Annotated in this window: 13 protein-coding genes; 7 read left to right on the plus strand and 6 right to left on the minus strand. The window is 45.0% G+C overall.

Annotated features, from left to right (window positions below; translation table 11 throughout):
* Nucleotides 1-6 precede the first annotated feature (6 nt).
* The 3 genes from KGF88_RS10820 (at nucleotide 7) to KGF88_RS10830 (ending at nucleotide 3,525) form a co-directional block, all read left to right on the plus strand.
* Nucleotides 7-1,278 carry a hypothetical protein gene (locus KGF88_RS10820; protein WP_153827268.1) on the plus strand — a complete coding sequence of 424 codons (1,272 nt, stop codon included), beginning with the start codon at nucleotides 7-9 and terminating at the stop codon, nucleotides 1,276-1,278.
* Nucleotides 1,279-1,598: 320 nt separating this feature from the next.
* The gene (locus KGF88_RS10825; protein WP_128353157.1) at nucleotides 1,599-2,042 is read left to right on the plus strand and encodes a hypothetical protein; all 444 of its coding nucleotides are present in this window, start codon (nucleotides 1,599-1,601) and stop codon (nucleotides 2,040-2,042) included.
* Nucleotides 2,043-2,355: 313 nt separating this feature from the next.
* Entirely contained in the window at nucleotides 2,356-3,525 is a 1,170-nt protein-coding gene (locus tag KGF88_RS10830) for a serine hydrolase domain-containing protein (RefSeq protein WP_153827269.1), read from the plus strand.
* A gap of 227 nt (nucleotides 3,526-3,752) precedes the next feature.
* Here the strand turns inward: KGF88_RS10830 and KGF88_RS10835 are convergent, their stop codons facing one another.
* Together KGF88_RS10835 and KGF88_RS10840 are read right to left on the minus strand one after the other, a co-directional pair.
* Nucleotides 3,753-4,688 (minus strand): alpha/beta hydrolase family protein, encoded by a 936-nt coding sequence (locus KGF88_RS10835; protein ID WP_228759582.1) that lies wholly within the window; start codon nucleotides 4,686-4,688, stop codon nucleotides 3,753-3,755.
* A 547-nt stretch (nucleotides 4,689-5,235) separates the two neighbouring features.
* Nucleotides 5,236-5,394 (minus strand): hypothetical protein, encoded by a 159-nt coding sequence (locus tag KGF88_RS10840; protein WP_153827270.1) that lies wholly within the window; start codon nucleotides 5,392-5,394, stop codon nucleotides 5,236-5,238.
* 208 nt (nucleotides 5,395-5,602) lie between these two features.
* On the opposite strand from KGF88_RS10840, the gene KGF88_RS10845 reads away from it, so the two are divergent.
* A complete protein-coding gene (locus tag KGF88_RS10845) occupies nucleotides 5,603-6,262 on the plus strand; it encodes an epoxyqueuosine reductase QueH (RefSeq protein WP_153827271.1) in 660 nt (219 codons plus the stop codon).
* On the opposite strand, the gene KGF88_RS10850 is transcribed toward KGF88_RS10845, so the two are convergent.
* Complete coding sequence (locus KGF88_RS10850; RefSeq protein ID WP_202912528.1) at nucleotides 6,238-6,432, minus strand: hypothetical protein; 195 nt, start codon at nucleotides 6,430-6,432, stop codon at nucleotides 6,238-6,240. The genes KGF88_RS10845 and KGF88_RS10850 overlap by 25 nt on opposite strands.
* A 59-nt stretch (nucleotides 6,433-6,491) precedes the next feature.
* On the opposite strand from KGF88_RS10850, the gene ggt reads away from it, so the two are divergent.
* The 3 genes from ggt (at nucleotide 6,492) to KGF88_RS10865 (ending at nucleotide 10,402) form a co-directional block, all read left to right on the plus strand.
* Nucleotides 6,492-8,195, plus strand: coding sequence for a gamma-glutamyltransferase (ggt, locus tag KGF88_RS10855; RefSeq protein ID WP_153827272.1), 1,704 nt, complete (start codon nucleotides 6,492-6,494; stop codon nucleotides 8,193-8,195).
* Nucleotides 8,196-8,362: 167 nt separating this feature from the next.
* Nucleotides 8,363-8,788: a 6-phosphogluconolactonase gene (locus KGF88_RS10860; protein WP_153827273.1), complete on the plus strand. Its 426-nt coding sequence runs from the start codon at nucleotides 8,363-8,365 to the stop codon at nucleotides 8,786-8,788.
* A 93-nt stretch (nucleotides 8,789-8,881) separates the two neighbouring features.
* On the plus strand, nucleotides 8,882-10,402 hold the full coding sequence (locus KGF88_RS10865; protein ID WP_153827274.1) for a catalase: 1,521 nt from the start codon (nucleotides 8,882-8,884) through the stop codon (nucleotides 10,400-10,402).
* A gap of 54 nt (nucleotides 10,403-10,456) precedes the next feature.
* Here the strand turns inward: KGF88_RS10865 and KGF88_RS10870 are convergent, their stop codons facing one another.
* The 3 genes from KGF88_RS10870 to KGF88_RS10880 all read right to left on the minus strand — a co-directional run bounded on the left by KGF88_RS10870 (nucleotide 10,457) and on the right by KGF88_RS10880 (nucleotide 12,094).
* Entirely contained in the window at nucleotides 10,457-11,059 is a 603-nt protein-coding gene (locus KGF88_RS10870; protein WP_153827275.1) for a nitroreductase family protein, read from the minus strand.
* Nucleotides 11,060-11,490: 431 nt separating this feature from the next.
* Complete coding sequence (locus KGF88_RS10875) at nucleotides 11,491-11,895, minus strand: Fic family protein (protein ID WP_228759583.1); 405 nt, start codon at nucleotides 11,893-11,895, stop codon at nucleotides 11,491-11,493.
* Between the two features lie 46 nt (nucleotides 11,896-11,941).
* A complete protein-coding gene (locus tag KGF88_RS10880; protein WP_162014633.1) occupies nucleotides 11,942-12,094 on the minus strand; it encodes a hypothetical protein in 153 nt (50 codons plus the stop codon).
* Between the last annotated feature and the right edge of the window lie 206 nt (nucleotides 12,095-12,300).

The raw sequence follows: 12,300 nt of genomic DNA on the forward strand, positions 1-12,300 counted from the left end.
GTGATAATGAAACTCCGTAAGGATCTAGGGTTCTATGTTCCAGCCTTTTTTATGATACAGGTTGATGTCGATAAGCCGATTGATGAGATTATAGGCACTGAAAATGAGAGAGTTTTGGCTCATGAGCTGATTCATTTTTTACAGGATGTAAGCACTACATACGGACTGATCAATATTTCAAAATGTGTCGATGTGATCAAGTCCCAAAACCATGCACTAAGACAAAGTAGCCAGCCTGCTCGATTGCCACTAGTTAGTAGCGAACTCAGTGATACGGTAATGGCTAATAACGATCTATTTTCGTTATATGTCGGAGATGATGCAGAAAAGCTCAAAGAATTTCCTGAGAGTTGTACCGTTGTAGATGTAATTGAGGAAGAGATGGATGTAGAGCTCGTGCCTTACCCAGTAAAATATATCTATATAAAATATAAGAGCCCGGCTATAAGTACAACTGAGGACTTCCATTTTGGAGCAATGGCTATTTATGAAAGCATGGCAAACTTAATTGAAAGTCAAATATACGGCGATGAGAAAAGGAGAAGAAATTTCCCATATGATGCTGCATTGATGATAGCCGAGTACTTATGCCCCAGTATTTCTCACAATAAGCTTGCGGTTTCTGAGTTGTGCGAAGCTTCATTGATGTATTACAACCCTGCTGAGATATTTGTCAGTTGTTTGAAAAAAATTCATGACCTTGGATTAGTGTTTGAAAGTCCCAATGAATACTACCTATATATGGTGAACAATTTTACCTTGGAAGAAGAGCCGGTTCATCTCGAACACATAAAAGCATCTGAATTAGCAGAGTCCCAGTTAGATGACCTATTCACTGTTTCACCCTTGAAGGAAGAGAAATGGGCTAGCGGTATGGTCGCGAGGGCGAGAGAAATAAGAAATAGTAATATATCAATATCTGCCAAACTGTGGGGTTCAGATAAAAATAAGTCTAGGCAGTCGTTAATGGGCTTCATTAAAAGCATTGGAATGCCAATAGTTTTTAATCGAAACTTTGAATCTTGGTTAAGGGACTCAGAGGAATCGCTTTATACTCCTCTGATGTATGCTGCTATTTTCTCATTCCAAGAAATAGTTCAGGGTAAACAACAGGGTTGTATATTAAGTTCCCATTGTGCGAACGAAAACTCCGGTTGTACACCAGATCACAACTGTGAATCTGCACCTTGGCTACGGTTAGCCCAAGGTAAATCTTGCTATTTTTCGAATATATGGAAAATGTGGGGGCTTGAGAATGTACAGATTTTCCGCTCGTAAAACCTTTATAGCATGTTGTGAGATTTGTTTTTAGTTTTGCCCAAAACCATGCACAAAAGCAAGCGTTGCTACAACTGGTTGGTATTGCCTGTTAGCTGCGATCATTCTGTTCGTGATGCTAAAAATTCACATGATCGGTCAAGCTTTTTTGCTTCATGTAAAAACTGATATTGCTGACAAGAATAACTCGCTACTCAATGGGCTCGGTTGGTGTTGGGGGATCGGAGGCTTCACTACATTTGTGTGGGGGTTGGTTCAATTGATTCGGGCTGCTTCCATTGTTATCAACAACTAATGGTGTTAGGTCTCTACTTTAGGTAATGAGCAACTATCAAGAGTTATATAGAATAGCCCAGGATTTGGCCGCCAGCACGGATGGCTTTCTGGATATAAAGGGTCCTGGTGCGGGCAATCATGCTACGAATAAATTTATTTCTGCACTCGGCAAGTCAGCCAATGAACAATTCAAAGAAGATTTTAGTGAAAAGAATATATGTGGCTCGAATTCACTCGCTGTGGATTTTTACTTTCCTAAAGATGGAGTCATTGTAGAGGTCGCGCTAGGACTTAGAAACCCAAACACCGAATATGAAAAAGATATTTTGAAAGCAATAATGGCTAAAGAGCTTGGGAACGAGGTGCGTAAATTAGTATTTATAACCAAGCCTGGCGGTATCAAGAAGTGTAATCAGCCAGGAAGAAAAGCAGTTAAGGACTGGCTCCTTAGTAGCAATCAGATTGAAATAGAAGTATTGGAGCTGTGATACCTAACATCTAATTCACTTCGCATCTTCGGTGTCAGATGCGCTAAACCACAGCAGTTATTTATCACGTTAATGCGCGTTTCCAGCTCGTTAGGCTAAGTTCTCCTAGCCCACCTTCGGTTTAATGATTTCATAATATACGCCACTTATCGGCGTATATTTCCTGAATTCGGGAACAGCAAATAAAATGGTGTGATAACAAGATCCTTGAAAATTTCAGATCGAATAGGTAAGTTTATTATTCGTCAGGTGCTGGCTATTCATCAGGCCTTGAATTATTTGGTTTTTAATCCACAGCGAGTAAGTGAAAGTTTTGAAAAAATATCGTGTAGGGTTTCAGCGGCAAATAAAGCTAATGGTTGCCATTACATTGAGTATGACTTTTTCAGTAACCTTTGCACAGACAACAGATACTAAAATAGCAAAAGAACTGCAAGCTATCGTGTCTGAAGAACATGCAGACAGTGGCTTAGTCTCTCTGGGAGCGGCAATTTCCAAAAATCGAGTACATCTGGCGACGGCGGTATACGGTGAAAGAGAAACCAAAAGCGGTGTACCTGTATCAATCGATGACAAATGGCATATTGGCTCCGTCACTAAATCAATGACTGCCACCATGATAGCCCGACTGGTGGAAAGAGGCGTGTTGCAATGGGATACCACAGTTGGTGACATCCTCACTGACAGCAGGGTAAGACCTCAATGGCGAGACGCCACTTTGTCGCAGCTGCTCACTCACACTGGTGGAGCTGAAACTGATTTTCCCTGGCGGATCCAGTCGCTGTACCCAAAAGAAGGGACAGAGCGCGACGCGCTACGCAAAGAAGAAGTCCTGAAAATACTAGAGAAAAAGCCCGATTATAAGCCGGGCACTGATTTCGAATATTCCAATGTTGGCTATACAATTGCTGCTGTATTGGCCACCACCAAAACCGGGAAAACCTGGGAAGATCTCATTCGTGAAGAGGTGTTTCAACCGCTGGAGTTGTCGAGCGGTGGATTCGGTCCACCTGTCGATGTAAACGAAACGATGGAACAACCACGAGGTCATAAAATCACCTGGTTTAGCGGCCCGAAAGCGGTAACCACCGACACTGATAACTCTCCTATCATGGGACCTGCTGGTATGATTCACATGTCGCTCAAAGACTTATCTGCCTATGCGAATGAACATCTTTTGGGCAGTCAGGGTAAAAGCGAGCTGTTGAGTGCCCAAACCTATCAACGACTCCACGAACCCGGTATGGAAGACTATGCCTATGGTTGGATTTTGGCGTTGGATGATTCCTGGGCGAATGAGCACAAAGTGTTATATCACAACGGCTCTAACCGCTTTTGGTTTGCACTGTTAGTGATTATTCCGGAGTTGCAAATCTCTATAGCCGTCACAACCAATTACGGCGATTTAAAGCCCGCCAGAAAAAGTGCCTGGAATATCGTTAAACATATGACCGTTTTTTTAATGGAAAACCCCGATATCTAATCATCGATCTCCTCTCTTTTTACACGGGACGTATCAGCGCCCAGCTGTCGGCCCGCTGTAGCAAAAGGCTTCCGTCCTTTTCCCATTCAACCCTTTAGTCTTTGCCATTAAGTCCTTCTGGCACTAGATTCATAGCTAGTGTCTTTGACGGAAATGAGTTTGATGGAATTACTTTGAGAAACCATTAGCATGAGTTTGTGCATGTTAGTGGTGGGTTATGGTTTGAATTATTTTGCTTTCAAGAAAGGTATTGCCGACGACGATGATTTGGTCTTGACTGCAGCGGCGGCGTATTCAATTTGTTCTCGTAACCGGGATGCTCCGCTTGAGTCTCGAAAACCATGATCAAGCCCCGGCATCATTTTCAACGTGACGTTTTTTGCTCCACCGGCAATAATTTTTTTAACCTCTTGCCGGGTTCGCTCGGGGTCCACACTTTCATCATCTGCCGATTGCATCACGAGCACAGGCGCGTCAATTTCTCTCAGTGGTTGCAACAAGTCTCGTGCCAAAGCATCTTTCCAGAACGCATAACCGTGACCACTAACTTCAATCGGAAACGGCTCATTACTCTCCTTAACTTGCTTTACGAATTGCCGGAAGCCGTTCAGAACTTCATCAAGCTGCTCCGTGGGAACGGTCTGTTGGATGCTAAATTCCACGTCATGTTGAAAGCTGGATGAGCCTGAATTTAACGCGAGCACTGCATGCAAGTTCGGGGTTTGTGCAGCGACACCTATGGCAATGGAGCCACCTTCGCTGCCTCCTGCCAGGGTAATCTCACGATAGGAAGGTCTCAAAGCCTCAATTAGTTGAACACCATCTTTAATTCGTTGAGCCATCGTATCGTGTTTAAGGTAGTCGGCGGGGCAGTCATCCCGTTCGCCGGAAGCGTAAGCTAAGCTGTCGTCGATACCGTATTTCTCTATGGTTAGTAGCGCCGAATCTGTATCGAATGCTTCCCATATCGTATTGACCGATTTCATATGGCGGACACTGTTACAGTCAGAACCTTGGAATATAACCAACAAGTTTTCGGCTTCAGCATTATCCAAATAATAACGGATTTCAGTTCCATCCTCGCGGTAGTACCGCTCATTAGCGGCGGCTGCAGGAGCGTTTAAAAACGTTAAAACGACGAGCAGTAAATAGGCTTTCATCATGTCATAACTTGTATCTTTTGAATTCAGTTAGTGGCGAGCGGACAATAAAAGTTCCCACACGAGTGCCTAGAGGGGGCCATGCGGTCTAAATGTAAGTTAGTTTTAATTGCCTTCGATAATTATTATATCACATCGAACCAGGTACTTTCTGTAGGGTTAAAGGAGGCTTAAATCAGTATCTGGGCCGGTAAAGTTGGGTGTTTTTCTAGCTAAATGTCCATTTTGGCATAGTAAAATGTGGCAAGTTTTGCAGCGTTTTGATTTGTTACGTGGGGTAATAGGCTTGCTATCTGGCTAAATGGCCTCGTTAAAATCGCTCTGCAGGCCACGTCATACCTAATAGCACCGGTTTTTGGAGTTTACCCCGGTTTAATCCTGTTTCGTGGGGGTACCCTCCGGAGGCAGAGGTCACAGGTTCGACTCCTGTCGGGTGCGCCATTTTTAATGGCCTGTAGCGCACCCTCGTCTTACTTGAGAACCATGCCGCCTTCTATGCTGAATTAGCGCGCTTTAGCAGTTTATGCGACGAAATTCTAAGTCTAGTTCACTACCCACCGTTGAATAACCACGAAGATGAGGAGATTTCACCATCGCGACCTGCTGTTCTTGCGTTAGCGGCAGCGCGAAAAATTGCTTGGCCACCTTGATGCCATTGTGCCAGCTTTAATACTGGTAACGGCAAGCTGGTATTGCTGAATGGGGTCATAACTCGCCTCGATAAATAAACTATTGATGGGCTTATTTTAAAGGAAGCAGCACTGGCTCGAAGGAGTATATTACGATTTTATATAACCATTAGTTATAAGGAGTGGCTGACGCAAATACTACCGATGATATTTCGAGTTAGCAGATGACTTGCTATAATTGCGGGTTACCGTGGTGGTGAAGCGTAACGAAAGAGTTTAGGTAGCCGTATGTCAAAGTTAGAAAGTATTGTATTAGAAGCGCCCACAGAATCAAACAAGGTTTTGTTGCACTCTTGCTGTGCGCCTTGTGCCGGTGATGTGATGCAGCGCATGGTGGATGCTGGAATCGATATTACGGTGTTTTTCTATAACCCAAACATTCACCCTGAGAAAGAATACTTAATTCGCAAAGAAGAGAATATTCGGTTTGCCGAAAAACTCAGGATCCCCTTTATTGATGCCGACTATGACACCAAAAACTGGTTCGAGCGAGTAAAAGGTTTAGAGTGGGAGCCGGAGCGTGGCGAACGTTGCACGGTGTGCTTCGATATGCGTTTTGAGCGTACGGCATTGTATGCTCACGAGCATGGCTTTGACGCTATTACCAGCTGTTTAGGTATTTCCCGTTGGAAAAATATGGAGCAGATTAATGAGTGCGGAGTTCGAGCAGTATCGCGTTATCCCGACGTGACCTACTGGACTTTCAATTGGCGTAAGCAGGGCGGTTCTCAACGTATGGTCGAATTGGCCAAGCGCGAACGTTTTTACCAACAAGAGTATTGCGGCTGCATCTACTCACTGCGTGATACCAATCGCTGGCGCGTAAAAAATAACCGTCCACGTATCGAAATTGGTGTTCAATTTTACGGCATGGACGGTACCGAATAAAATAATGGGCTTAGTGCATTTAAAGATTGATTGACAACAGGTGGTACCCCGGGCGTTTCAACGGCATAATGACTACCACCAGTAATTTGCTTAACTTCAGCGACCACATCAGCGACCACATCCACATCTTTTCCGTTGAGAGCATGGGTTGCCCCAAGCTCTTTGGTCATAGGTTACTAAAGCCCACGCCATTACCGCTCATTTTTACATTCATTGCTAGGAGACTCTTATGTGGTATCGGACTATCGCAAGTGTTATCGCTTTTGTCAGTGTCGCTGGTTGTACAACAGCAGACGCCCCAACGGCGCCCGCTAACACAGCTGCAGTAGCTGTGCAGCACGTTGGTGCAGTAGCTTCACCAGATACTTATGGTGCTATGGTCGCTGAGCAAATCCTTGCTCGCGGCGGTAATGCGGTGGATGCAGCTATCGCTACTGCATTTACCCTAGCCGTTACTTACCCTGAAGCCGGTAACATTGGCGGTGGTGGGTTCATGACAATTTGGTATGACAGCCAGCCGTATTATCTCGATTATCGTGAAACTGCACCCTTGGCTGCGCACCGCGACATGTACCTGGATGAAGCTGGTGAGGTAATTCCAGATATGAGCCTTGTTGGGGTAAAAGCCAGCGGCGTCCCTGGTACCGTTATGGGCATGTGGGAAGCTCATCAAAAATTCAGTCAATTGCCATGGCACGAGTTGCTCCAGCCGGCCATTTATTATGCTGAAAATGGCTTCGAGGTTTCCGATAAACAAGCAATTTATCGTTCGAATTTGTTTGAAAAACTTGCCGCAACAACAAATTTTATGGATTACTTTGGCACCATGCAGGCGGGCACTGTGTTAGTGCAAGAAGAACTTGCAGCCACGTTAAAGCGCATTGCTGAGCATGGACCTGCAGATTTTTATAGCGGCCAAACTGCTGAATTGTTGGTGGCTCAAATGGAGCGAGATGGTGGCTTAATCACCCAAGAAGACTTAACCAGTTATCGCGCGAAATGGCGCACGCCGTTGGTCATTGATTGGCACGATTATCAGCTCGTCACTGCACCCTTACCAAGTTCTGGCGGGATTGCATTAGCGCAACTACTTGGCTTGAAAGAGCGGTTAGCTGAGCATTTTGAGGGGGTGGAACATAATAGCCCGCAATACGTACACCTCATTGCTGAAATTGAAAAGCGGGTGTTTGCCGACCGCGCAGATTATCTCGGAGACCCCGAATTTGTTGATGTACCTCAAGCCCAGCTATTGGCCGATAGTTATTTAGACCGTCGCGCAGCAGAAATTAATCCGCATGCCATTTCGGTAACCGAGAACGTTAAACCCGGGTTAGAAAGCTATAACACCACGCATTTTTCAATTCTTGATCAATACGGTAATGCCGTGTCCAATACCTATACCCTTAATCTAAGCTATGGCAATGGCGTGGTGGTAGAAGGTGCGGGCTTCTTATTGAACAATGAAATGGACGATTTTTCGGCCAAACCAGGTATGCCCAATGCCTTTGGCGTAGTGGGCAGTGATGCTAATGCCATTGAGCCTGGCAAGCGGATGCTGTCGTCCATGTCGCCGTCTATTTTAGTTAAGGACGATAACGTTGCGATGGTCATTGGTACCCCGGGCGGTTCAACAATTTTCACATCGATTTTCCAAGTCATTAATAACGTTTATGACTTTGGTATGTCGCTGCAAGAGGCGGTATCGGCACCACGCTTCCATCACCAATTACTGCCTCAAGATCAGATCACCATGGAGCCTTATGGACAGCTCAGTGAAGCAACCCAAGCACAGTTACAGGAATGGGGCTATCACTTAGTAACTCAAGGGTGGAATTTGGGAGATATTCAGGCCATTCAAGTGGTGGATGGCGAAGTACAAGCTGTGGCCGACCCCCGCGGACGTGGTGTCGCGAAGGTCTTCCACAAGCCATAGTAAAACATTACTTGAACGGGTCCGGACGTGGTGTGTCTGGGCCTGCTTGCCATCTATGCCCAATTGAGGTTTTTAAGTTATCGGTACCGCCGAAAATACCTTCATCATGCTAAAATCACTTAACATAACCCTATTTTGTGAGTATACGTGATGCACATATCATATCCTTGATAATTATTAACAAACCAATTGCCACCCCTGCCACCTCGCTCGGGGGAGTAGATACCCAGTTACTTGGGATTGGCAGCAACGGACATATCGGATTCAATGAACCTGGAACCCCCTTTGATAGTGTGACTCACGTGGTCGAGCTTGCGCCTAAGACGCGACGCGATAACGCGCGTTTTTTTGACCATGTCGACGATGTGCCTACCCATGCCATTACTATGGGGATTGCTGAAATTCTTGCGGCTAAGGAAATTTTCATAGTGGCGACTGGGCGCCATAAAGCCGAAATCATGGCACGCCTATATAGCAGTGCTATTGATGAGCAGTTGCCAGCTTCGGCACTGAAGCAGCACGCTCATTTGCGTATTTTGGTCGATGCCGAGGCAGCAGAACTTTTACCGACGCACATCAAGCAAGTCTTGTAATTGAGGCGGAATTCCTACTAATTATCACAATAATGTGCTAATTCTTAACGATGCAGTTGTTGCATTGTAACCTCAACATGAAGGAGTCATGGAATGAGTGATAAAAAGTGTCCATTTGATCCTACGCCGTTAACTACCAATGCGGGTGCTCCGGTTCCGGATAACCAAAATAGCTTAACGGCTGGGCAGCGTGGTCCGTTATTAACGCAGGATCTATGGTTGAATGAAAAGTTGGCCAACTTCGTTCGCGAAGTTATTCCAGAGCGTCGGATGCACGCTAAAGGCTCGGGTGCATTTGGCACTTTTACGGTCACCAATGACATCACCAAGTACACTTGCGCAAAAATTTTTAGTGAAGTGGGCAATAAAACGGAGATGTTTGTTCGCTTTAGTACTGTCGCAGGAGAACGCGGGGCAGCAGATGCCGAGCGTGATATTCGTGGCTTCGCGATGAAGTTTTACACCGAAGAAGGGAACTGGGATTTGGTCGGGAACAACACCCCAGTGTTCTTTTTGCGCGACCCGTTAAAGTTTCCTGATTTAAACAAAGCAGTGAAGCGTGACCCACGTACTAACTTGCGTTCCGCAACCAATAACTGGGATTTCTGGACCTTGCTACCTGAGTCTTTCCACCAGGTAACTATTGTTATGAGTGACCGCGGTATTCCAGCTTCCTACCGTCACATGCATGGCTTTGGTTCGCACACCTACAGCTTCTGGAACGAGCAGGGCGAACGCTACTGGGTGAAATTCCACCTGCGTACGCAGCAAGGTATTAAAAACCTGACCGACGCAGATGCAGCAGCGGTAGTTGCGCAAGACCGTGAAAGTCATCAGCGTGATTTGTACGAAGCCATTGAGCGGGATGACTTCCCGAAATGGAAGATGTACGTACAAGTTATGCCTGAGCAAGATGCGGAAAAAGTGCCTTATCATCCGTTTGACCTTACCAAAGTGTGGCCCAAAGGGGATTATCCACTGATTGAAGTCGGTGAGTTCGAGCTTAATCGTAACCCTGAGAACTACTTCGCTGATGTGGAGCAGGCAGCGTTCGCACCGAGTAACGTAGTACGTGGTATTGGTGTGTCACCGGATAAAATGCTGCAAGCGCGTCTGGTCAACTATGCTGACGCACAACGTTATCGGGTTGGGGTTAACCATTATCAAATCCCGGTTAACCAAGCGCAGTGCCCAGTTCATAGTAACGCGCGTGATGGCCAAGGGCGAGTGGATCAAAACTATGGTGGGCGTCCGCATTATGAGCCGAACAGCTTTGCGCAATGGCAGGAACAACCGAAGTACCATGAGCCACCATTACGGATTAACGGCGATGGAGCACGGTATAACTTCCGTAAAGACGACGATGACTACTTCAGTCAACCACGCGCCTTGTTTAATTTAATGAGCGATGCACAAAAACAAGCGCTCTTTCAGAACACTGCGGCAGCAATGGGTGATGCGGAGAATTTCATCAAGTATCGTCATATTCGCTTGTGTCATCATTGTCACCCTGACTATGCCGAAGGGGTTGCCAATGCATTAGGATTAACGGTTGCCGATGCGCTACAAGCACGCGACACTGATCCGGCCAAGCATTTGGAAAGCTGCTTCTAAGAAAAACCCCCCTGTAGCTATGGGCTACTGGGGGTTGTGCGCTGTGATAAATGCTTAAGAAAAAATCAGGAAACGTTCATCATCGTTCATGAATTCTTTGGTGCCAAACTCGCCTTCATTTGAACCGAAAGGCATTTGTGCGCGTAAGACCCATGACGCTGGGATACTCCATTCTTTTGCGGCTGCTTCATCGACGACTGGGTTGTAGTGTTGCAAGCTCGCACCAACATTTGCTTCTGCTAATGCAGTCCACACCGCGAACTGTGCGATAGCAGTTGAATGTTCAGACCAAACTGGAAAGTTATCTGCGTAAAGTGGGAATTGCTCTTGTAAGCCTTTGACCACGTTTTGGTCTTCGTAGAACAGCACCGTACCCACACCCGCTGCAAATGATTTCAATTTATTTTCGGTCGCACTAAATGCCTCAGCTGGCACCAATGGGCGCAACGCTTCTTTGGTCAATTCCCAAAACTTGTCACTTTGCTCACCGAACAGAATCACCGCACGTGAGCTTTGTGAGTTGAATGAAGAAGGCGCTTGACGAACCGCTTCTTTAATCAATTGTGTTAATTGCTCTTGGCTAAGTTCAACGTTCTTGCCTAAAACATATTGGCTTCTACGCTTCGTAAATAACTTAATGGCTGAATTATCAATCATGTAAAACCCCTTTTCGTAATACATCGCCTGCGTGGCTGATGCTTCTTTAGTATTGCTTAGGATCTTAAAGCAATTACGAAAATGGTACTAGATAGTAAATTATCAACCCAACGTTCCATTTTTGGGATGCCTGAAAAGTACCGCTAATACCGTGACAAATTCTGTGTCTTTTTTGTTTACTGAGTGTTTATGCGTATTATAGTATCATATGTTTATATTATTGTTATCTTTGAGAGGAGTTACTTATTCTATAGCATGATTTTAGTTATGGTTGGATAGGCCGTTAATGCACAACTCTTCTGAGTTAACCAAATTGCTAATAGCATTAGATTAAAATATACCCATCGGGCTCGTTATTATCGCGCAAGATTTAACCATTGCACACGTCAATGACATTAAATGTGCGAAACCTGACTTTGTTGTGTAAGCTGTCACTCATAAAGTCTATTTGTAATCCCCCCAAAATAGGAGTAGTTATGCGTAGAAAGTGCTAGTACTGATTGAACTCTGCTCTTGTCTTCATGGCGCACGAAAACTTCAGGTGTTTTTGCATGTTTTAGCAAAGGAATTTGGCGAAATAATCTATCAGCCTCAGCTTTTATTCTTGACGCCGTGCAGAATCGAGTTGCGCCTTTTGAAATATCAATTGTTCGTAACTCGCCAGCCCAATCGTATACATCCTGAAATAAATGCAGATGTAAACGCTGCAGATGCTCGAGTGTGAACTCTTGAATGTCTAATATCGTGGATGTGTAGGATTTATAACGTAGGGTAGTAAATTCTATTTCGGCAGCGGCTAGAGTTTCCTCATCGCGAATATTGAGCTTGTTAACCAAAACATCCGCGTCTGGGTAACAATACGGATCTTGCCCAACGCCTTACTTATCTCGCATACTTACGTTTTAAAGATGCGATAGACTGCTTTTCAGAAGACTCTTTCATTTTAAGGCCTTCATACCCAAGACTGGTTTTGAAGTTCTCCATATTTGGAACAAAGCGCTCTTGTTTATCTGGGCTGTTTTTTGTGCGTTTCATTATCATGTACCCTTATGATGAGTCGCATAAATTATAACCTATGCCACTCGTCTAAGCCATGTCCAATACGGTGGAATTTTTTCCACCTAAAAACTCAGGTTTTTTCGAAGGTTCAGAATTTTTTGTCGCGAGGCAAAGGTCAAAAATTGAAATTTCCACGTCGGTATTCTGTGACCAAATTTGTCATTAATTGGTCTTTAAAGTAT

The sequence above is a fragment of the Idiomarina loihiensis genome, from assembly GCF_024584785.1.
Lineage (GTDB): Bacteria > Pseudomonadota > Gammaproteobacteria > Enterobacterales > Alteromonadaceae > Pseudidiomarina > Pseudidiomarina fusca.